The sequence below is a fragment of the Colwellia sp. MB02u-10 genome (assembly GCF_014077185.1).
Classification (GTDB): domain Bacteria; phylum Pseudomonadota; class Gammaproteobacteria; order Enterobacterales; family Alteromonadaceae; genus Cognaticolwellia.
Genome location: NZ_JACGVK010000132.1, coordinates 180,943 through 201,330, shown reverse-complemented (window position 1 = coordinate 201,330; position 20,388 = coordinate 180,943). Strand labels below are relative to the sequence as shown.

Genomic DNA, 20,388 nt, shown 5'->3' with positions numbered 1-20,388 from the left:
TTAAACCACAACAATAATAACTATCCCGTGGAGCTATGATGTCTGATCGCAATCAACTGGTGAACGAAAACTTTATCAATTTTGTTCGAGCACGAACTTTACCTGAATCAAGTTGTGCTTTAAGCCCTAATGATGTGGGACTAAGTTCAGCTGAAGTGATTGACTTATTTGAAACGCAAGTCATGAGTCGCCACCTTGATTTGCAGTCACGTGTGATGCAGAAAAAAGGTCAAAGTTTTTATACTATTGGTAGCTCTGGCCATGAGGGCAATGCCGCTTATGCCAAGGCATTTCGCCCGACCGATATGGCCTTTCTACATTATCGCAGTGCCGCGTTTGTTATACAGCGTAGTAAGCAAGTACCCGGACAAACCATTTTATACGACATGCTGTTGTCATTTGCGGCCTCAAAAGATGATCCTATTTCTGGTGGTCGTCATAAGGTGCTCGGTAGTAAAGCACTCTCTATTCCGCCACAAACTAGCACCATAGCATCACATTTACCCAAAGCCATGGGTGCTGCTTTTAGTATTCCGTTAGCAGAGCGTTTAGCCCATCAAGGTGAAATTCCCAACGATGGCGTAATTATTTGTAATTTTGGCGATGCTTCATCGAACCATTCCACCACACAAGGGGCAATTAACAGTACTGCTTGGGCGGCCTATCAGTCGATTCCTATGCCGATTGTTTTTGTCTGTGAAGATAACGGCATAGGTATTTCAACTGCTACCCCAGAAGGTTGGATTGCGGCTAATTATGAAAACAGAGCGGGTTTAACTTATCTCTATTGTGATGGCTTGAATATTTTAGAGACTTACCAAACCGCCAAAAAAGCTGAACGTATTGCTCGAGAATTGCGTAAACCGGTGTTTTTACATATTCGCACCGTGCGTATACTGGGCCATGCAGGGTCTGATGCTGAGTTTGTTTACCGTGATATGGCCGATATTACCGCAACAGAATTTCAAGACCCGCTATTACACACGGCGCGTATTATTCTAGAAAACAAGCTGTTAAACCCAGAAGAGCTAATTGACATTTACCAAGATGTTGAACGTCGCATTGCGGTGATTGCTGAAAATGCCGCTAGCAAAGACAAGCTGACCAGCGCTGAGGAGATAATGGCGAGCATTGTCCCCCAAGTTCATAAAGCACCCAGTTCAATCGCGGTCAGCGAGGAAACCCGCAAAGAAATTTTTAAGCATGAGCAACATAATCTGCCTAAAAAACAGCATTTAGCAAAATTGATTAATTGGACCTTGATGGACTTGATGGCTGAGTACCCCAATATTGTGATGTGCGGTGAAGATATTGGCAAAAAAGGCGGTGTTTATAACGTCACGGCTAAACTATGCGAACGTTTTAGCAAGAACCGAGTGATCAATACCTTGTTAGATGAGCAAACGATTTTAGGTACCGCGATTGGTTTAGCGCATAACGGTTTTTTACCTATCCCTGAAATTCAATTTTTGGCTTATGTGCATAACGCTGAAGATCAAATTCGTGGTGAAGCGGCCACCTTGCCATTTTTCTCCAATGGCCAGTTTACTAACCCTATGGTGATCCGCATTGCGGGTTTAGCTTACCAAAAAGGTTTTGGTGGTCATTTTCATAATGATAACTCTTTTGCTGTATTTCGCGATATTCCTGGCTTGATCATTGCCTGTCCGTCAAATGGCGCAGATGCGGTTGAAATGATGCGCGCCAGTGTGCGCTTAGCACAAGAGCAGCAACGCATGGTGATATTTTTAGAGCCAATAGCCTTATACATGGCGAAAGACCTACATCAAGAAGGTGATGGCTTATGGACTTTTGAATACCAAACGCCAGCATTGGCAGACAAAAGCATTGATTTAGGCGTTAAGGTTGCAGGCTCAGGTAAGCAAGTGTGTATTTTAACGTATGGCAATGGCAATTATTTATCGCGCCAAGCACAAGCAAAACTAGCCAAGCAAGGCATTGAAGCGCGCGTAGTTGATTTACGTTGGCTAGCACCGCTAGATGAACAGGGTATTTTGGCGCAAGTAAATGCTTGTGAGCATGTGCTTATTGTCGATGAATGTCGTCAAACGGGCTCAATTAGCGAAGCCTTAGTGACCTTAATTCATGAACAAGCAAGCAATGACACTAAAATCAAACGCGTTACCGCCAGTGACAGCTTTATTCCTCTTGGCGCAGCGGCTTATGAAGTGTTGCCATCGGTGGAAAATATTGTCGATGCTGCCAAGGAGATTTGCCAATGAGTTCGTCAGTTAACAATAGCGCTGAAACAAGCGTAAAAAAAATGCCTAACACTAAGCAAAGAGTAGTAGTTATTTGTCCTGGTCGAGGCACCTACAATAAAGAGGAACTGGGTTATTTACAGCGTTTACACAGTGATAAAACTGAAATAATTTCATTGATTGATGATTTTCGTGAGCGCCAAGGACAAATAAAAGTCGCTGAACTTGACGGCATGGAAAATTACAGCATGCGTACACATACGGCTGGCGAAAATGCCTCTGCGCTTATTTATGCTTGTGCGCTAGCCGACTTTCAAGCGATTAATAAAGACCAGTTTGATATTGTCGCGGTGACAGGAAACTCTATGGGTTGGTATATTGCGTTAGCGGTTGCCGGCGCTTTAAAGCCAGATAAAGCTATCGAGTTAATTAATACCATGGGCTCGATGATGACAAAAGGGCTTATTGGCGGGCAAATGATTTACCCGATCATTAACGATGATTGGCAAGTTGATCCAGCGCAAGAGCAAAAAGTAATGCAATGCTTGGCACAGGCAAATCAAGAAAGTGATTGTGAAGTTTATCTGTCAATTAAGCTCGGTGGTTACCTTGTTTTTGGCGGTAATAAAGCGGGTTTAAAAGCTTTAGAGCATTTATTACCTGTGATGCAAGACCGTTACCCGATGCATTTGTTTAACCATGCGGCTTTTCATACGCCGCTGCTTGATGAGGTGTCAAAACGTGCGATGTCGTTAATGTCAGCTGAACTGTTTAATGCTCCTGAAATACCGTTAATTGATGGTTTAGGACAAGTATGGCAACCTTATAGTTGTGATGCTGAGCAGTTATATCACTACACGCTTGCTACCCAAGTGGTTGAGCCTTACAACTTTTCAAAAGCGATAGAAGTGGCCATTAAAGAGTTTGCACCAGATAAGCTGATTATTTTAGGTCCTGGTGCGACCTTAGGCGGCGCTGTAGCGCAAAGTTTGATCAGTCACCATTGGCTTAACTTACAAAGTAAGGCTGACTTTATCGCTCAGCAAAAACAAGATCCCTTTATACTCGCTATGGGTTTAGCAGAACAACGTAAAAAGGTTTTAAAATAAGCCTTATTTCGACAGATATTATTTAAAGATAAGTCGCGTTTACAATTTTTGTGTAAAATAAAATAGCCGAAAAAATATTTATTTTATACAATAGACAAAAGCAATTTCCGTTTCGAGTTAATTAATGATCACAAGCCGTAAAAAAAATGAAGCAGAGTTAATACTCGCGTTTAAAGCATTACTAAAAGAACAGTGCTATGGCTCACAAAGTCAACTTGCTGAGGCATTAGCCGAGCAAGGCTTTAAGAATATGTCGCAGGCGAAAATTTCACGCTTGTTATCTAAACTTGGCGCAGTGAAAATGCGAAATGCGAATGATCAAGTGGTCTATATTCTGCCAGATGAGTTAGCCGTACCCAAATCAAAGCAAGCTATTCAATCTGTGGTGATCAGTGTCAAACATAATAATATGCAGATTATTTTAAAAACAGGGATTGGTGGCGCACCATTAATTTCAAGAATGCTAGATAGTCTAGGTGAATCAACCGGTATTTTAGGTACGTTAGCAGGTGACGATACCATATTTATTGCACCAACAGATATTACTCGTATTAATGAAATAACTAAAGATATCAGTTTGTTGTTAGGTGTTTCATCGCAATAGTTTTAAGCTGTCAGTTCTGAGCTATCAGTATTGAGCTGTCAGCTGTCAGCTATCAGTCAGCAGAAAATAGCGAGAAGCCTAGTTACCGGCTTTTTGCAGGTTCTTTGTAGGTTGGACTTTAGTCCAACATCTTGATTTAGCAATGCTTTCAGCATGATAATCCATCATACTAACCGCCTATTCGAGTGCATAAACGCGAACCCACAACAAGCACTGATGCATAGGTAATTCACGTTAAACCGTTTCAAACACAAAGCGAGTTTGGCTATAAAAAGGCTGTTCTGGCCGCACTATGGTGTTGTTTATATTAGCGCCGTTAATACGGGTAGCTAAGTTTTGCGGTTCAAAACAAAACGCTGAATGTTGTTGATAAACGCAGTGTTCTTTACCTGTTTGGCTGCCATCAATATAATTAGCTGTGTATAAAATCAAGCAAGGTTGAGCGCTATACATAGTTAGTTGCCGGCCAGAGTTAGGCTCAAATGCTCTTGCTGCAAATGTTTCACCACTGATAACATTATCATTGCTTAACCAATAATTGTCGTATCCTTTAGCGATAATCACTTGTTCGTCGTTTGAGTTAATGTTTTTACCTAAAACCGATAACTGACTGAAGTCGTGCGCGCTATTTAGCACGGCTCTAATTTCACCTGTTGGGTAAATATCTTCATTCATAGGTAAAAAATAATCAGCATTTATTTGAATCTGGTGCTGATAGATATCACCAGATTTATGCCCAGCGAGGTTGAAATAGCTATGCTGAGTTAGGTTGATTACGGTAGTTTTATCGGTATTGGCAAAGTATTCAACGGCTAGTTCGTTGCGACAATTAAGGCTATATTTTACTGTGAAATCGACATTTCCTGGAAAACCGTTATCACCATCAGGACTGGTATGTTGCAGTATTAAACTGACTTTTTCAGCCGAACTTTCAGTGGTTGCCTGCCAGAGTTTTTTGTTGAGCGCCTTGTGACCCCCATGAAGCTGATTGTCATTATTATTGATATCAAGCTGATAAGTTTTATCGTCAATAGACAAGAGCCCTTGATCTATCCTACCGGCATAGCGGCCGATAATAGCACCTAAATAATAAGGGTCATTTTCATAAGCTTTAATGTCGTCATAACCTAAGACAATATCGCTTGAAACAGCATTTTTATCTAAGGTTTCTAAAGCAACAATAATACCGCCGTAATTACTGATTTTTATTCGAACACCGTTAGAATTTGATAAGGTAAAAAGTGCTGCGCTTTCGCCATTACTTAAAGTGCCAAAGGGGAGTTGAGTAATGCTTAGGCGGTTAATTTTGGGCTGGCTTGCCATGCTTTATACCACTATCAAAAATAATAAGAAGATTATAACAAATATTTTTATGGCTCTACTAGCGCTACAAAATTATCTCAAGAAATAAATATAAATAACAGTGAGTTATATACCCGTAATCAATGACGATGCAGGTTTTATGACGGTCTAAAAAATCAGCTACTGCGTTGTGTTCAATCCCAATGGCGCGCTATTACTCAATCACACGCCTTGTATCTTACATTTTATCCTCGCCCTAAATTCCAGCACTTTCAATGGTCACGGGTATAAACAAATTGTTGTTTATTTGGCTAGATACTTAATGGCTGCGATTAGCGGCTATATGGGCTAATGAAATTAAGGCTTGTTTGTATGCTGACTCAGGCAGTATGGCAATCGCATTAATGGCTTTATCCGCTTCTTGCTCGGCTTTATCTTGGGTATAGACTAAAGCGCCAGTTTGTTTCATGGCGGCGAGTATATCGTCTAAATGCTCCATACCATCGCCATGCTCAATCGCGCTGCGGATCATACTTTTTTGTTGTTCATTGCCATGTGCCATTGCGTATAAAAGTGGCAAGGTAGGCTTACCTTCAGCAAGATCATCGCCAACATTTTTGCCCATGGCTTGTGCATCAGCGGTATAATCCATAATGTCGTCAACCAGCTGAAAGGCAGTACCTAAATGTTTACCATAATTTAGCATGGCGGTTTCTGTTGCTTGATCTTGTTTGGCAATGACCGCAGCAAGTCGCGTGGCGGCTTCAAATAATTTAGCTGTTTTGCAGTAAATAACCTTCATGTAGCTATCTTCTGTGGTGTCGGGGTCATTACAATTCATTAATTGCAGCACTTCACCTTCAGCAATGATATTGGTTGCATCGGATAAAATATCCATGATGTTTAAGTTACGTAACTCACTCATCATTTGAAATGAGCGAGAATACAAAAAATCACCTACCAAGACGCTAGCACTGTTACCAAACATAGCATTGGCGGTTTCACGGCCTCGGCGCATATTTGACTCATCTACAACGTCGTCATGTAGCAGGGTTGAGGTATGGATAAACTCAACTATTGCTGCAAGTTGTAAATGCTCATTGCCTTCATAGCCAATAGCTCTTGCCGCTAATACCGTGAGTAGGGGACGCATACGCTTACCACCACCATTAATAATATAAACGCCTAATTGGTTAATCAGCGCCACATCAGAATGAAGTTTTGAAAAGATAAGATCGTTGACAGCTGTCATGTCTTGTTGAGCCAAAGCTTGGATATTTTTGATATTCATAGAACGTAACAAGTTACCTTAGATGTACTTTAGTGTTAGAATACTAGTAATTTCACGGGGTAATTTTACACGAATTTCATGACGATAGAAGTTTTCCGAGTGATAAGTTTTTAGTTTAGTAAAAATAATAATAAATCATTACTTTTATGCTTGCTCTGACTGATTTCTTCGCGTAGAATTCGCGCCCTATAATTTTAAATTTAAGCGTCGTCCATAGATGATGACGCAGTACGGAGTAGCTATGTACGCGGTATTCCAAAGCGGTGGTAAACAGCATCGTGTAACTGAAGGCCAAACAGTTCGTTTAGAGAAGATTGAACTTGAAATTGGTGCTGCAGTAGAATTCGAAAACGTTTTAATGATCGCCGATGGCGAGAGCATCAATGTAGGCGCGCCTTACATTGCTGGTGGTAAAGTTGTTGCTGAGGTTGTAAACCAAGGTCGCGCTGACAAAGTTAAAATTGTTAAATTCAAACGTCGTAAGCATTCACGCAAAGAAGCGGGCCATCGTCAATGGTTCACTGAAGTGAAAATTACTGGCATTAACGGCTAACTAGGAGCGATTTACAATGGCACATAAGAAAGCTGCAGGTAGTACACGTAACGGTCGTGATTCAGAAGCTAAACGCCTAGGTGTTAAGCGTTTTGGCGGCGAAGCCGTTTCAGCGGGTAACATTATTGTTCGTCAACGTGGTACTCGTTTCCACGCTGGTAGCAACATGGGTATCGGTAAAGACCACACTCTATTTGCTTTATCTGATGGTAGAGTACAATTTGAAGTTAAAGGTCCTAAAAACCGCAAGTTTGTAAGTATTGTTGCTGAGTAGTAATACGCAAACTTATAAAGCCCTGCTTTTACGCAGGGTTTTTTTTTGCAGGTAATTTATAGTAATCCGTTACAAATTGTATAAAAAATGACATTTTTCAAAACTATTTGAAATAAATCATTTATAATGTGTGGCAGAAAATAAAATTTTGGAGTGTTTTAAAACACCATGAAATTCGTAGATGAAGTAGAAATTCGCGTAGAGGCCGGAGACGGTGGCAATGGTTTAGCCAGTTTTCGTAAAGAAAAGTTTATTGAGTTCGGTGGACCAAACGGCGGCGACGGCGGTGATGGCGGCGATGTTTATTTAATTGCTGATGAAAGCTGGAATACACTAATCGATTACCGTTTTGAAAAATTTCATCGCGCGAAACGTGGTGAAAATGGCAGAAGCCGTGACTGCACCGGTAGAGGCTCAGAAGACTTGTACTTAAAAGTTCCTATAGGTACACGTGCTGCAGATATTGATACCGGTGAGCAATTAGGTGATTTAACTCATCATGAGCAAAAGCTATTGGTCGCCAAGGGCGGTTGGCATGGTTTGGGTAATACACGTTTTAAAAGTAGTACCAATCGTGCACCACGTCAGAAAACTGATGGTACCCCAGGCGAAATTCGCAACTTAAGACTTGAGTTGTTGTTGCTTGCTGATGTTGGTTTACTCGGTTTACCAAATGCAGGTAAGTCTACTTTAATTCGCAGTGTTTCGGCCGCGAAGCCAAAAGTAGCAGACTACCCGTTTACTACCCTAGTACCTAATTTAGGCGTTGTGCGCTTAGATCCTCAACGTAGCTTCGTTATTGCCGATATTCCGGGCTTAATTGAAGGTGCTGCTGACGGCGCAGGTTTAGGTACACAGTTTCTAAAACACTTAGAGCGCTGTCGTATTTTATTGCATGTGGTTGATGTTATGCCAGTTGACTGTTCAGACCCATTAGAGAATGCAAAAACTATTATTGGCGAATTAGAAACACATTCTTCAGAGCTTGCTGGCAAACCACGCTGGTTAGTCTTCAACAAGTTAGACTTGTTACTTGAAGAAGAAGCAAAAGAAATTACTGAGCGGGTTATTGAAGGCTTAGGCTGGACAGGTGAAGTTCGCAGTATTTCAGCCGTTAATCGCACCGGCACTGACGATTTGTGTCAAGGTGTCATGGGCTTTATTGAAGCCTTGCCACCAGAAGAAGAAGAAGCACCTGTTGATGGTAAAACTGTTGAGTTTAAATGGGATAGCTATCACGAAGAGACTATTGCAGAACTCGAAGATGATCTTGATGATGAAGATTGGGACGAAGACGATTACGATGTAGAAGTTGAATATCGTAAGTAATTTCTGACCTAAACTGAGTTCAGTTTAAGCCTTATCCATAGGCTTAAACGCCAAAGCAAATGTTAAAAGGTGGCTTATTTTAGCTGATAAGCCACCAGTCTTACCAAATAAATTCCATATACCCCATTAAAATTTATCCTGAGCAAATAGGGCAATCAGCTTGCTTTTTTAGGGTGAATTGCTGCCATGAATTATGTAAGCCATCAAAAATATCTAATTGATTTGTGGCGACTGCATGGCCAGTTAAAAACTTAATGGCTTGCAATGCTTGCATACCACCAATAATAGCCAGTATTGGGCCTAATATACCGATGGTTTGGCAATTGTTTTCTGGCGGCTTCTTATGGGCAGGAAATAAACATTGATAACATGCGCTGTCAGCTATGTTCGGATTAACAAACATGTGTTGTCCGTCAAAGCCTGTTGCGGCGCCAATAATTAAAGGTTTTTTATGTTCAATACACTTTTGATTAATTAAATAACGGCTGTTTATGTTGTCGGTGCAATCAAGCACTAAATCAACCAGTGGCAGATAGTAATCAGCCAGTTCTGCATCAAGCATTTCATCGAGCACTTCAATGTTGGTAGCGCTATTAAGCTGTTGTAACTTCTCTGCACTGGTGTCGGCTTTATTTTGGCCAATATCTGTTTCGGTAAACAATATTTGCCGGGGTAGGTTGCTAAGTTCAATATTGTCGCCATCGGCTAAGTAAATATTACCGACACCGGCGGCATTTAAATACAGGCTAGCAGGGTTACCTAAACCACCAACACCGATAACTAACACACTGGCATTCTTAAGGGCTTGTTGACCTTGTTCACCAATGTTTTTTAACATGGTTTGACGGCTAAAACGTATTTTTTCTTGGTTGCTAAGCATTGGCTGTTGGCTCCGTAAAATAATAACTATGTACGGCATTGGCTTTAAATTGAATATACACCTTTGAATGTGTGGTTAGCGCCATACGTTTTGCTGACCATAAACTTATTTGGGCGTAAAACTCTTGCTCGTTAGTTTTTAATGTCACTAACGCATTGGTTTTGTTGTATTGTATAACGTTAATGCTTGCCGGTAGGTGATTTACAATTGAGCTGTGCTCGGGTTTGGTTTTACTGATGCTAATATCGCGGGCATAAATAATGCAAGGTAATTGCTGAGAAATTAAGCGCTGACTATTGCTTTGTTCTAGTATGGGTAAGTAGATATTATGGTTTTTGCTTGTGCTTTTTGTTGTGGGTAATGTTAGTCGAGTTAGGCCGTAATCAGGCAAATGTTCAGCGATAGTTAATGACAAACTGGTTTTAGGGCTAGTTTCACCACGGCTGTTTAGCTGATGAATCGCTTGGTGAATAGGGGCTACTTGGGTTATTTTTCCTGCTGAAACTACCACCAATTGATCGGCGATGTATTGTAACTCACTTAAACTGTGACTGACATAAAGCATAGGCAGCTGAAGCTGTTGTTGAATGGCTTTTAATATCGTCAACATTTGTGCTTTAGTGCTTTTATCTAAGGCACTGAAGGGCTCGTCCAACAACAGTAATTTAGGCTCGGCTAATAGCGCCCTAGCAATCGATACTCTTTGTTTTTCACCACCAGACAGCAGCGTGACATTTTGATGCTGTAGTTGGTTTAATTGCGTTAACGCCAGTACCTTTTCAATGGTCAGTTGCCGGTTGGTTTGGCGTTTTGCGCCATAAGCTAAATTTTGGTAAACACTTAAGTGTGGAAATAAACGACTGTCTTGAAAAACTAGCCCAATTTGTCTTTTCTCCGCTTTAATAAAACCTTTGTTGTCGCTATTTTGTAGCACTGTGTCATTTAATGATATTTGGCCTTTTGCTCGTGGTTCAAGGCCAGCGATAACGCGCAGTAAGCTTGATTTTCCTGAGCCAGAATCACCATAAATACCGGTAATCGCTGAAATGCTAATGTTTTGTTTAATGTTTATTTCAAGATGGCTAAACGTTAATTTAAACGCCAAGGCTAATGTTGAGGAGGCAGCACTTTCGGGCTGTTCAACAGCTAGCTGTTTGTCGCTTACACTTATATTGCTTGAGTTATGTGAGTTGTCTATGCGGCTCATAGTTTCACAGTCTCTTGCTGCTTTTATTGAAGTTATTACCCAATAAATAAACCAAAGACAAGAGTATTAATGAGGCAATTAATAACCCGGCCGAGAGCAGGTGGGCGTTAGCGTAATTAAAGGCTTCAACATGATCGAATAAGGCGATAGAGAGTACCCGCGTTTCGCCAGGAATATTACCGCCAATCATCAGCACCACACCAAATTCACCCACGGTATGCGCAAAACCTAATGCGGTTGCCGTAATAAAGCTGGCCTTAGTTAATGGCAGTACCACACTAAAGAAACGATCGATCGGACCAGCACCCAGCATAGCGGCTGCCTCAAGGTGGTGATCACCTAGCTGTTCAAAAGCTTTTTGTAAGGGTTGTACGACAAAGGGCAGTGAATAGAGTACTGAGCCCATAACAATAGCGCTAAAACTAAAAGCGAGCTGGCTACCCGTAGCACTTTGCCATAACTGCCCTGGTAAGGAGGTGGGTGAAAAGGCTAGCAGTAAGTAAAAACCTAATACGGTGGGCGGCAATACTAAGGGTAAAGCGACCACGGCCTCAAAAAATACTTTGAATCGACTTTGCCACTTGGCTAAATACCACGCCATTGGCGTACCTATTATGAGCAAGATAACCGTAGTCACCGCCGCCATTTTTAAGGTGGTTATAAGCGCGAGTAAGTCGGCTGAAATATCAGTCATATTGTGCATTGACCTTGTTATTTTTTTCTATCAATGGTATTGATTTTATCGGTAAATAACCGAGTTGTACTAATTTTTCTTGGTTATCTTCCTGTAAAATAAAATCACTGATTTGCTGTGCTAATTTGACTTGTTGGCTAGATTTAATAATCACTAATTGCTGGGCAATGGGCTGATAATATTCAGGCGGAATAATAATCCCTTGATATTTATTCATGGCTAATTGGCTGTACGCCACAATGCCAAACGGCACAGCCTGACTGCGAACTTGTTGAAAGGTTTGGTTGATATTCATGCCGGTGATTAAATTGTTTTTAACCTGCGGCCAGAGCGATAATTTTGTTAACGCCTGTTGAGCAGCCTTGCCATAGGGGGCGGTATCTGGATTGGCAATAGCCAACTTACCGGAATAATGATTAAGCTCACTTAAGCCAGATAATGCTTGAGTAGCTGACCACAAAGCAATTTGCCCGTAGGCATAAGTTTTGCGACTGTCGGCTATTATTAGCTTTTCTTGTTCGAGTAATTCAGCTCGCGTTGAATCGGCAGATAAAAACAAATCAAAGGGTGCGCCGTGTTTTATTTGCAGATATAAGGTACCGGTCGCTGCGCTGATTATTTGAAGGTCAATAGCGTCTTTGTTGGCTAGGTTAGCCAGTAATATTTTAAGGGCAGGCGCAAAGTTTGCGGCGACCGCGATACGTAAGGGCTTAGTCTGTTTGGGTTTCTCGAGTGCACAAGCATGGCTGGCTTGTAAGGCCAGCCAAATAACGCATAGCGGGAGTAACTTTTGTCTTAACTTTTGTATTAGTTTTGGCATTAGCTTCTGCATGAGTGCTATCGATATAGTTGATGCTATGTAAACTTTAGGTGCGGCACGAAGTTACAGGGGCGATGACTAGCATCCAGTTGCTCAACAATTAATTTGTCCCAAGCCGTTTTACAAGCATTGGTTGAACCGGGTACAGATAGAATGACTGTACTATTTGCCATACCACCAAAGGCACGAGATTGAATGGTTGAAGTGCCAATTTCAGCTAAAGAAATCGTTCTAAATACTTCACCAAAACCTTCAATGTCTTTGTCAAATAAAGGTAATAACGCTTCTGGTGTATTGTCTCTTGCGGTAAAACCTGTGCCGCCAGTGGTCAATATTACCTGTATAGCGTCGTCGGCGATCCATTGAGAAACTACAGCGCGTAGTTGGTAAACATCGTCTTTTGAAATTTCTTTAGCGGCTAAGCTATGGCCTGCTGCTTGTAATCGTTCAACGAGTGCCTGGCCCGAGGTGTCGTTATGTTCTTCTCGGGTATCTGAAACAGTTAATACGGCGATATTTAATGGTACGAAGCCATCGCCACAATGAATAGAAGATTTGCTAGACATGAGATTTCCTTTGCAAAGATAATAAATGTTGTGCCTGTTGCCATTGCTCAGGCGTATTGGTGTTAAATAAACATTTGCTGTTTTTTGGTGTAACTACCTTATGCGGAATTTGTGCTAATAAACTGCGCACAGAAGGCCCGGTTAAATTTCGCTTACTGGCTGCTTTATCCGCACTGACGTGTTCATGACTAAAGCTTGTTTTTGACTGTAGTGGTGAATCAGGTCGTGACGAAGCTTGTGAATGCGGCTTGGTTAAAAGTTGTTGAAAAAACTGTTCAACAAAGGCATTCACCGGTAAATACAAGGGCAAGTAATTGTCAGTAAAATAGCAAGCTTGGTGACTCAATTCGCCCACTTGCTTTAATCTTGCAAGTTCTACCGAGGTCATTAAAGGTAAATCTACCGGTAAAATTAATAGTGCTTGGGGTTTAAATTGTTTGATAATACTTTGAATACCACCAAGGGGGCCGAGGTTGGCAACGAGATCGTCAATACCTTGTTCACCACCACTCACCAGTACTTGTGAACTGCCGGCAGCTTTGAGTAAAGACATGCTGTAACTGAGCATGTCTTGTTTTTCCCGTTGCAAGCTGGCTTTATCTTGTCCCATACGGGAAGATTTACCGCCAGCTAAAACCACACCTAAGCAGGGTTGAAATAAGGTATTTGCCACCGCCATTAACCGCCCAACATAGCTAAGTTTTTCGTTGCGCCAGTCAGCTTCTCATGTAAAAAGTGCGTTTCCTTTTTATCAGTCAACATACTGGTGATAGCCGCTTTTAAAGGCTCAACATCATCAGTTTTCAAGTAGTCTTTCAACGATAAGCCTTGTTCAGTAAATAAACATAAATGTAACTTACCTATGGCACTTATTCGTAAGCGATTACAGGTATTACAAAAATCTTTAGAGTAAGGCATGATCAAGCCAATTTTACCGGCATAGTCAGGGTGAGAAAACTCTTGTGCGGGTCCTGCCGCCTTGTCATTAATAACGGGTAACCAGCCATCTAAAATCAGATTTTGTTTTATGCGTGAGCCTTGCACGTGTTGGGCATCAAAAAATTCTTTATTATCACCCGTTTGCATTAATTCAATAAAGCGTAAGGTAATGGGTGTGTCTTTTAACCAGGCTAAATAACTGGCGATGTCGTAGCCATTATATTCACGCATTAATACGGTATTAACTTTAACATCTATATTACCTGCCGCCACTGCCATATCAATACCTTTGAGGATATGTTTAAGCTTGTCGTGACCAGTAATAGCATGAAATTGTCTTGGGTCTAAAGTATCAATACTGATATTTATGGCATCAATGCCGGCATCTATCCAAGCCGGTAAATGTTCAGGAAGTTTGTAACCATTGCTGGTGATAGCAACCTTTTTAATGCCAGGTGTTTGCTTACATCGGGCAATAATTTCAGGTAAGTCTTTACGTAAAGAGGGCTCACCACCGGTAATACGAATTTTTTCCGTACCCATAGCAGAAAACGCCGAAGCTAAGCGGGTTATTTCAGGCAGTGTAAGGAATTTTCTATCATTGTCACATTGATAGCCATTGGGCAAACAATAGTCGCAGCTAAAATTGCATACGTCAGTGATTGATAGGCGCAAGTAGTAAAACTTGCGACCGAAGTTGTCTGTTAACATGTCACCTTTCCAATGTCGGGAGGTAAACAAGTTTCCTTGTTAACCCTGGCAAACTCAAATTCAAACTCAAATTTGGTTTACGGCTAAAACAACATGTTAGTTGCACAGCAACTAATTTAGCTAAGATAGCTCGGCGAAAAAAAATAATATTTTATATCATCTATCTAAATATTTTATATCATCTACTTATAAGCATAGTATGATTGCGATCACTATAACAGACAAAGACCTTTGTTATAGTAAATGACATTCAATAATATAATTATTATTTAAAAATTAGATAACTCATACCATTTGATTAAATAAGTGATCTACTTGGTATAAAATAAAATGTTGCTTAATCGCGCTATTTTAAGGCGTTTAGTTAAAGCTAGAGATATAAAACACAATAGAAGTTGGAAGAGTTTATTATGGTTGATTGTTATTCTGCACCTGGATTAATGCCCTTTGAACAAGCACTAGAAACAATGCTAGCGGCTATTACCCCGATTACCGACCTTGAAAATATTAGCTTAGCTGCAAGCTTAGGTAGGGTTTTATCAACAGATATAACTAGCCCAATTAATGTACCTCCGCATAATAATTCCGCTATGGATGGTTATGCTTTCGCCCATGCGAGTTTGGCCAAGCAAGCGAGCTTGAGCTTAGCTGGTCGCTCTATGGCTGGGCAGCCTTTTGCAGGGGTTTGTGGTGCAGGTGAATGTATTCGTATTATGACGGGCGCTAAAATGCCTACTGGTTGTGATAGCGTAGAAATGCAAGAAAATTGCCAAGTAGTAGGCGAGAGCGTTAAATTTTTAGGGCAGAGTAAATTGGCTGACAATGTACGCTACGCCGGTGAAGATATTAAGCAAGACCAACTGGTTTTTACTCAAGGTCGGCGTTTGTCTGCTATTGATATTGGTGTATTAGCTTCTCTTGGTATTAACAAATTAAGCGTATTTCGCCAGCTTAATGTCGCGTTAATTGCTACAGGTGATGAGCTAAAAGCATTAGGCGAGCCTTTAGGCAGTGGTGATATCTTTGAAAGTAACAGTTACGCGCTAGCGGCTATGCTAAAGAACTTAAACGTTAATGTCATTAATTTTGGCGTTATTGCTGATGATGAAAATGCGATTAGATCGGCGTTTATTCAAGCAGATGCCCAAGCTGACGCCGTGATTTCCTCTGGCGGTGTGTCGGTAGGTGACGCAGATTATACTAAACTCGTGCTTGAACAAATTGGTGAAATTGCCTTTTGGAAAATAGCGATGAAACCCGGTAAGCCCTTTGCCTTTGGTAAATTGCCGAACAGTGTGTTTTTTGGTTTACCGGGGAACCCAGTTTCCGCCATGGTAACCGCGGACCTGTTAGCCATGCCAGCGCTGATTAAATTACAAAATTGCCACCCAACACCGGCAATAACCTTAAAAGCAAAAACTATCACTGATTTAAAAAAGTCACCCGGGCGCATGGACTTTCAGCGCGGTGTTCTCTCTTATGACCACACAGGTGAGTTAATGGTCAATAGCACAGGCAGTCAAGGCTCCGGCATTTTAACCAGTATCTCGTCGGCCAATTGTTATATTGTTTTACCTGCTGAGCAAGGTCGAGTGCCGGCTGGAGACGTAGTCAATGTTCGCTTGTTTGAGCGCTACTTTGCGTCATAATTTAGACCAAGTAGCACTCAAAAAAACCTACAAGGGATAAAAGTGTCACAAACTATTTACTTTATTCCCGGTACTATGTGCGATGAGCATTTGTGGTTGCCTGTATGGCAGCTGCTACAAGAGCAATGTCATGAAGATCACCAATTAATTTCTTTGGTGATCCCCAATACCGGTTGTATGGATGAAGTGGTGAGTGCTTTGGCAGACAAAATCGTTGCACATAAGGCGATATTAGTCGGTTTTTCATTAGGCGGTTATATTGCTAGTGCCATAGCGTTAAAGCTCGACAATAAACTTAAACACTTACTGATAGTCTCTAATTTTCCGAAAAACTTACCCATAGCAGAAATTAAGCAACGTAAACGTACTACTGATTTGATAAGCCAGCGCGGTTATTGTGGTATTCCAGATAAGCGTGTTGATGACTTATTACACCCAGAGATTAAGCAACGTAATCGACAAGGGTATCAAGATATAAAGCAAGTTATCGTCGCTATGGACCGCACGTTGGGTGTTGATGTGTTATTGCATCAACTCAGAATTTCTATGCATAGGCCCAACTTATTGCCTGGTTTAACGCGATTATCTTTACCTATTACCTTGCTGGTTGGTGATGCGGATAACTTAGTTGATCTGGCTTCATTAAAACAAGCGCTGCACGGTGCGAGTCATATTATGTTAAAAGAAATCCCCCATACTGGCCACATGTTACCATTAGAATCACCTCAAGCTTTTGCCACTATGCTAATGCATTTGTTGGCTAGTTAATGCTACTTTTTGTCAGCTGCCAAGTGGTTAATAATTTAATTGCCTAAAGCTGTGTTTGCCTGAGCGAAAGCGTGTAAAATAGCGACAATTATTTTTTACCTTAGGACTTTACGTTGAGCGACAGCAAATTTTCATCACTTAGCTTGCAACCGGCACTTTTAGAAAACCTTTCATCAATGGGTTACCATGAGATGACAGAAATACAAGCGAAAAGCCTACCAGCTATTTTAGCGGGACAAGACGTTATTGCCCAAGGTAAAACCGGCTCTGGCAAAACAGCCGCATTTGGTCTTGGCCTTTTGAATAAACTACAAGTTAAAAAGTTTAGAATTCAAACCTTAGTCCTTTGCCCGACACGCGAATTAGCCGACCAAGTAGCGAAAGAAATTAGAAAGCTAGCAAGAGCTGTGCATAACATTAAAGTGCTAACCTTATGTGGTGGTACACCGTTTGGCCCGCAAGTGGGTTCATTGGAACATGGCGCACATATTATTGTTGGCACGCCAGGGCGAATCGAAGATCATTTAGGCCGTGGCACCTTGTCATTAGAGCATGTTGACACCTTAGTGTTAGATGAAGCCGACCGTATGCTTGATATGGGCTTTCAAGCGGCTTTAGATAACATTGTGGCGAAAATTCCTCAGCAAAGACAAACCTTATTGTTCAGCGCTACCTTTGCACAACAGATTCAAAAAATAGCCAATAGCTATTTGCAAACACCAGCTGTGATCAAAGTAGAATCAAGCCACGAAAGTAGCACTATTTCACAGCATTTTTATCAGGTAGACAGTGATGAAGATCGCCTAATGGCGATTCGTTTACTGCTGTTAACTCATCAGCCTGAGTCGAGCGTCATATTTTGTAATACCAAAGTAGAAACCCAGAGTGTGGCTAATAAATTAGCGGCCTATGGTTTTGGTGTTGTCGCCCTACATGGCGATTTAGAGCAAAGAGACCGAGATCAAACCTTAGTACGTTTTTCGAACAAAAGTGCCTCAATACTGGTGGCGACTGACGTTGCTGCTCGTGGCTTAGATATTGAAGCGCTTGATGCGGTATTTAATTATCATATTGCCCACGACAGTGAAGTTCACATTCACCGTATTGGCCGCACTGGTCGTGCAGGCAGTACGGGTTATGCCTTTTCTTTATTTAATAAAAAAGACAGCTATAAAATTGGTTTGTTAGAAGATTACTTAGAGCGCAGCATTGAAGGCGAAGAATTGCCCAGTAGTGATGCTTTAGAGCGCAGTATATTTACGCCAAAAATGACGACAATACAAATCGACGGCGGTAAAAAGCAAAAAGTGCGACCAGGCGATATCGTCGGTGCATTGACTGGTGAAAATGGCATAACCTTTGAGCAAGTGGGAAAAATCCAACTAGGCGCAAATTGGGCCTATGTCGCTGTAGATAAAATGGTGATCAGAAAAGCGTTAAATAAATTAACCCATGGTAAGTTAAAAGGCCGCACTTTTAGAGTTAAAGAATTAAAATAAGACTGCTCCCCTAAACATACCCAGGTGACTAACCAGGTACTCAGTGGCAAATTTGAGTACCTGGTTAGTCACCAAACTACCATTTCTAAAGCATAGCTCCTAATGCCACCACTTAAGTGTCATCACTTAACATTCACCTTGATTTTCGATATCAGGCTTTACACCTGTTGACCTTGTGATAAATATTAACGCATAGTAAGGTCATATATCGTACGATAGGCACGATGAAAATAGTGCGAGTTAATAATAGCCTTTGGTAATTTACAGTAATCAGGGTATGATGCTGTTAATATATACAGTTGTTGCTACTATAGTGCTGGTATATCCATGATTTTACTGCATCATAGCAACGAGTCGAGTTTGGTAAATAGTTAAATAATAGTTAATTAAGGGATAATAATGGCAGTTGAAAGTCGATATGTCGTCATAAGAAAAGCTGTAGAGGTAGAAACATTCATGGATAAAAGAGCCGCAGATGAATACGACAAAATGCTTGATATTGCAGATGGTTTATCTGAAATTTTTGAACAAGCACCGGTCGAGCTTTCAGAAAGTATCCGTGAAGAACTGAGTGTTTATTTAGCGCAAAACCGTGAAGACGTACTTGTCGCGTTACAGGCAAAAAAAGCTAAAGTCGTCAGTAAAAAATCCACTGGCAGCAGTCCAAAAAAGACGAAAGACACAGCAGAGTTAGCTAATGATACTGTTGAAGCTGATAGCGTTAAACCCACAACTGAGCCAGTAAAAAAGCCTAAAGCAGCTGGCGTTAAAGCGAGTAGTAAAGCTAAATCTGACGCCGCTTAGCAACGGTTTCAATACCGGTAGGCGTGAAAGTAACATATGAATAACTTTACTCTTTTGAGCTAAAGTTTACTGAGTTATCATATGGCCATCATATGACTATAATATGACAGTATTGTTTATCGCAAGTTGACTAATAAAGACACCCACTTAACTTGATATAAGTTGATGTCTTAGGGTAGCGTTTTGGAATATCAGCTGATACGTAGTTCGCGCCGAAAGACTATTGCGTTACAAGTCAGTAACGCAAAAGTGATTGTTAGAGCGCCAAGGTTTGTTAAAACAACTTATGTTGAGCAGCTTATACAAGCTAAATTGCCGTGGTTGCAGCAAAAAGTGGCCGAGCAAAAAGAAAGTATAGTGCTGAGCCCTCATTTTACGCTGCAATTTTCTGATGAAACGCTAGGTAAGCATCCAAGCCTATATATTGATGGTTTGCCTCATAGCGTACTGATTGATTTTGGTCAGAAAAATGTTATGCACAATAAGTTAGCACAAAGTTTAACCGTAGTGCTTAACCCTCGCTATAAATCCCACGCTCTAAACTCAGCTATTGTTAGCACAAAAATAAAATCGCAAATCGAATCTTGGTTTAAAGCCAGTGTTGAAGATTACATTGAGCATAATCTTGTGATTTTTTCACAACAAATGTCGCTGCATGCCTCGTCATTTAAAGTGAGAAAATACAAAGCACGTTGGGGAAGTTGTAATAGCCGCGGCGAGTTGAGTTTTAATTATTTATTGAAAATGCTGCCTACTTGGGTGATTGACTACGTTATTATTCATGAATTGTCTCATTTGGAGCACATGAATCACTCGACAAAATTTTGGCAATTAGTGGCCGAGCATTATCCAGAATATCAAAGTGCCAAGCGTTGGGTGCAAACACACCAGGCTTATCTACAGTGGTCGTAGTCGTTTAAATACCGCACTGTGGTGACTATACTTTTTTCGACTGAGACAAGTTTTAATTTTAAAGGCAAGCGGGACAATAGCATGATGTTAATTTTTTACTGTAGGATCCTGCTTTAATTATGTTGGCAAAAAATAAAATTATTGCTGAGGGTGTTTTTCTGTTTTAGCTGAGCAGGGAGAAAATACTTTGAGTGTAAATTATCGCCTGTTATCTCATTGTAACGTCAGTTTTTGTGTCGCCCACATAAAACAGTA

Annotated in this window: 20 protein-coding genes and 1 riboswitch; of the genes, 11 read left to right on the top strand and 9 right to left on the bottom strand. The window is 41.0% G+C overall.

Annotated features, from left to right (window positions below):
* The first annotated feature begins 38 nt into the window (after nucleotides 1-38).
* From H4J59_RS14315 to argR, 3 genes are all read left to right on the top strand, one after another.
* Complete coding sequence (locus tag H4J59_RS14315; RefSeq protein ID WP_182240434.1) at nucleotides 39-2,243, top strand: alpha-ketoacid dehydrogenase subunit alpha/beta; 2,205 nt, start codon at nucleotides 39-41, stop codon at nucleotides 2,241-2,243.
* Nucleotides 2,240-3,331 carry an ACP S-malonyltransferase gene (locus H4J59_RS14310; protein ID WP_259369538.1) on the top strand — a complete coding sequence of 364 codons (1,092 nt, stop codon included), beginning with the start codon at nucleotides 2,240-2,242 and terminating at the stop codon, nucleotides 3,329-3,331. The genes H4J59_RS14315 and H4J59_RS14310 overlap by 4 nt, the downstream gene beginning before the upstream one ends.
* Nucleotides 3,332-3,455: 124 nt before the next feature.
* A complete protein-coding gene (gene argR / locus H4J59_RS14305; protein ID WP_182240432.1) occupies nucleotides 3,456-3,935 on the top strand; it encodes a transcriptional regulator ArgR in 480 nt (159 codons plus the stop codon).
* A gap of 234 nt (nucleotides 3,936-4,169) precedes the next feature.
* Here argR and H4J59_RS14300 read toward each other — a convergent pair whose 3' ends face one another.
* Both H4J59_RS14300 and ispB read right to left on the bottom strand, forming a co-directional pair.
* Nucleotides 4,170-5,258, bottom strand: a complete 1,089-nt coding sequence (locus H4J59_RS14300) for an aldose epimerase family protein (RefSeq protein ID WP_182240430.1) — start codon at nucleotides 5,256-5,258, stop codon at nucleotides 4,170-4,172.
* 298 nt (nucleotides 5,259-5,556) lie between these two features.
* Entirely contained in the window at nucleotides 5,557-6,528 is a 972-nt protein-coding gene (gene ispB / locus H4J59_RS14295) for an octaprenyl diphosphate synthase (protein WP_182240428.1), read from the bottom strand.
* A 241-nt stretch (nucleotides 6,529-6,769) separates the two neighbouring features.
* On the opposite strand from ispB, the gene rplU reads away from it, so the two are divergent.
* The 3 genes from rplU (at nucleotide 6,770) to cgtA (ending at nucleotide 8,684) form a co-directional block, all read left to right on the top strand.
* A complete protein-coding gene (gene rplU / locus H4J59_RS14290; protein ID WP_077285540.1) occupies nucleotides 6,770-7,081 on the top strand; it encodes a 50S ribosomal protein L21 in 312 nt (103 codons plus the stop codon).
* Nucleotides 7,082-7,097: 16 nt separating this feature from the next.
* Nucleotides 7,098-7,355, top strand: coding sequence for a 50S ribosomal protein L27 (rpmA, locus tag H4J59_RS14285; RefSeq protein WP_182190682.1), 258 nt, complete (start codon nucleotides 7,098-7,100; stop codon nucleotides 7,353-7,355).
* A 168-nt stretch (nucleotides 7,356-7,523) separates the two neighbouring features.
* The gene (gene cgtA, locus H4J59_RS14280; RefSeq protein WP_182240426.1) at nucleotides 7,524-8,684 is read left to right on the top strand and encodes an Obg family GTPase CgtA; all 1,161 of its coding nucleotides are present in this window, start codon (nucleotides 7,524-7,526) and stop codon (nucleotides 8,682-8,684) included.
* 133 nt (nucleotides 8,685-8,817) lie between these two features.
* Here cgtA and H4J59_RS14275 read toward each other — a convergent pair whose 3' ends face one another.
* From H4J59_RS14275 to moaA, 7 genes are all read right to left on the bottom strand, one after another.
* Nucleotides 8,818-9,564, bottom strand: a complete 747-nt coding sequence (locus H4J59_RS14275) for a HesA/MoeB/ThiF family protein (RefSeq protein WP_182240424.1) — start codon at nucleotides 9,562-9,564, stop codon at nucleotides 8,818-8,820.
* Entirely contained in the window at nucleotides 9,557-10,771 is a 1,215-nt protein-coding gene (gene modC / locus H4J59_RS14270) for a molybdenum ABC transporter ATP-binding protein (RefSeq protein WP_182240422.1), read from the bottom strand. The genes H4J59_RS14275 and modC overlap by 8 nt, the downstream gene beginning before the upstream one ends.
* A gap of 4 nt (nucleotides 10,772-10,775) precedes the next feature.
* Complete coding sequence (gene modB / locus H4J59_RS14265; protein ID WP_182240420.1) at nucleotides 10,776-11,465, bottom strand: molybdate ABC transporter permease subunit; 690 nt, start codon at nucleotides 11,463-11,465, stop codon at nucleotides 10,776-10,778.
* Nucleotides 11,458-12,285, bottom strand: coding sequence for a molybdate ABC transporter substrate-binding protein (gene modA, locus H4J59_RS14260; protein ID WP_182240418.1), 828 nt, complete (start codon nucleotides 12,283-12,285; stop codon nucleotides 11,458-11,460). The genes modB and modA overlap by 8 nt, the downstream gene beginning before the upstream one ends.
* A gap of 35 nt (nucleotides 12,286-12,320) precedes the next feature.
* Entirely contained in the window at nucleotides 12,321-12,851 is a 531-nt protein-coding gene (moaB, locus tag H4J59_RS14255) for a molybdenum cofactor biosynthesis protein B (protein WP_182240416.1), read from the bottom strand.
* Nucleotides 12,844-13,530: a molybdenum cofactor guanylyltransferase gene (locus H4J59_RS14250; protein ID WP_182240414.1), complete on the bottom strand. Its 687-nt coding sequence runs from the start codon at nucleotides 13,528-13,530 to the stop codon at nucleotides 12,844-12,846. The genes moaB and H4J59_RS14250 overlap by 8 nt, the downstream gene beginning before the upstream one ends.
* Nucleotides 13,530-14,501: a GTP 3',8-cyclase MoaA gene (gene moaA / locus H4J59_RS14245; RefSeq protein ID WP_182198521.1), complete on the bottom strand. Its 972-nt coding sequence runs from the start codon at nucleotides 14,499-14,501 to the stop codon at nucleotides 13,530-13,532. Before moaA ends, H4J59_RS14250 begins: the two co-directional genes overlap by 1 nt.
* Nucleotides 14,488-14,649, bottom strand: a riboswitch (molybdenum cofactor riboswitch). (Overlaps the previous gene by 14 nt.)
* Before the next feature lie 262 nt (nucleotides 14,650-14,911).
* Here moaA and moeA point away from each other — a divergent pair.
* From moeA to H4J59_RS14220, 5 genes are all read left to right on the top strand, one after another.
* Nucleotides 14,912-16,150 carry a molybdopterin molybdotransferase MoeA gene (gene moeA / locus H4J59_RS14240; protein WP_182240412.1) on the top strand — a complete coding sequence of 413 codons (1,239 nt, stop codon included), beginning with the start codon at nucleotides 14,912-14,914 and terminating at the stop codon, nucleotides 16,148-16,150.
* Nucleotides 16,151-16,192: 42 nt separating this feature from the next.
* On the top strand, nucleotides 16,193-16,918 hold the full coding sequence (locus H4J59_RS14235; protein WP_182240410.1) for an alpha/beta fold hydrolase: 726 nt from the start codon (nucleotides 16,193-16,195) through the stop codon (nucleotides 16,916-16,918).
* Nucleotides 16,919-17,031: 113 nt separating this feature from the next.
* Nucleotides 17,032-18,417: an ATP-dependent RNA helicase DbpA gene (dbpA, locus tag H4J59_RS14230; protein WP_182240408.1), complete on the top strand. Its 1,386-nt coding sequence runs from the start codon at nucleotides 17,032-17,034 to the stop codon at nucleotides 18,415-18,417.
* 399 nt (nucleotides 18,418-18,816) lie between these two features.
* On the top strand, nucleotides 18,817-19,221 hold the full coding sequence (locus H4J59_RS14225; protein ID WP_182240406.1) for a YebG family protein: 405 nt from the start codon (nucleotides 18,817-18,819) through the stop codon (nucleotides 19,219-19,221).
* Nucleotides 19,222-19,404: 183 nt separating this feature from the next.
* Nucleotides 19,405-20,133: a M48 family metallopeptidase gene (locus tag H4J59_RS14220; protein WP_182240405.1), complete on the top strand. Its 729-nt coding sequence runs from the start codon at nucleotides 19,405-19,407 to the stop codon at nucleotides 20,131-20,133.
* Nucleotides 20,134-20,388: the final 255 nt, after the last annotated feature.

Bases quoted from the DNA above. Each gene is read 5' to 3' on its own strand.
- H4J59_RS14315 (WP_182240434.1), top strand. From the start codon at position 39: ATGTCTGATCGCAATCAACTGGTGAACGAAAACTTTATCAATTTTGTT.
- H4J59_RS14310 (WP_259369538.1), top strand. From the start codon at position 2,240: ATGAGTTCGTCAGTTAACAATAGCGCTGAAACAAGCGTAAAAAAAATG.
- argR (WP_182240432.1), top strand. From the start codon at position 3,456: ATGATCACAAGCCGTAAAAAAAATGAAGCAGAGTTAATACTCGCGTTT.
- H4J59_RS14300 (WP_182240430.1), bottom strand. From the start codon at position 5,258: ATGGCAAGCCAGCCCAAAATTAACCGCCTAAGCATTACTCAACTCCCC.
- ispB (WP_182240428.1), bottom strand. From the start codon at position 6,528: ATGAATATCAAAAATATCCAAGCTTTGGCTCAACAAGACATGACAGCT.
- rplU (WP_077285540.1), top strand. From the start codon at position 6,770: ATGTACGCGGTATTCCAAAGCGGTGGTAAACAGCATCGTGTAACTGAA.
- rpmA (WP_182190682.1), top strand. From the start codon at position 7,098: ATGGCACATAAGAAAGCTGCAGGTAGTACACGTAACGGTCGTGATTCA.
- cgtA (WP_182240426.1), top strand. From the start codon at position 7,524: ATGAAATTCGTAGATGAAGTAGAAATTCGCGTAGAGGCCGGAGACGGT.
- H4J59_RS14275 (WP_182240424.1), bottom strand. From the start codon at position 9,564: ATGCTTAGCAACCAAGAAAAAATACGTTTTAGCCGTCAAACCATGTTA.
- modC (WP_182240422.1), bottom strand. From the start codon at position 10,771: ATGAGCCGCATAGACAACTCACATAACTCAAGCAATATAAGTGTAAGC.
- modB (WP_182240420.1), bottom strand. From the start codon at position 11,465: ATGACTGATATTTCAGCCGACTTACTCGCGCTTATAACCACCTTAAAA.
- modA (WP_182240418.1), bottom strand. From the start codon at position 12,285: ATGCCAAAACTAATACAAAAGTTAAGACAAAAGTTACTCCCGCTATGC.
- moaB (WP_182240416.1), bottom strand. From the start codon at position 12,851: ATGTCTAGCAAATCTTCTATTCATTGTGGCGATGGCTTCGTACCATTA.
- H4J59_RS14250 (WP_182240414.1), bottom strand. From the start codon at position 13,530: ATGGCGGTGGCAAATACCTTATTTCAACCCTGCTTAGGTGTGGTTTTA.
- moaA (WP_182198521.1), bottom strand. From the start codon at position 14,501: ATGTTAACAGACAACTTCGGTCGCAAGTTTTACTACTTGCGCCTATCA.
- moeA (WP_182240412.1), top strand. From the start codon at position 14,912: ATGGTTGATTGTTATTCTGCACCTGGATTAATGCCCTTTGAACAAGCA.
- H4J59_RS14225 (WP_182240406.1), top strand. From the start codon at position 18,817: ATGGCAGTTGAAAGTCGATATGTCGTCATAAGAAAAGCTGTAGAGGTA.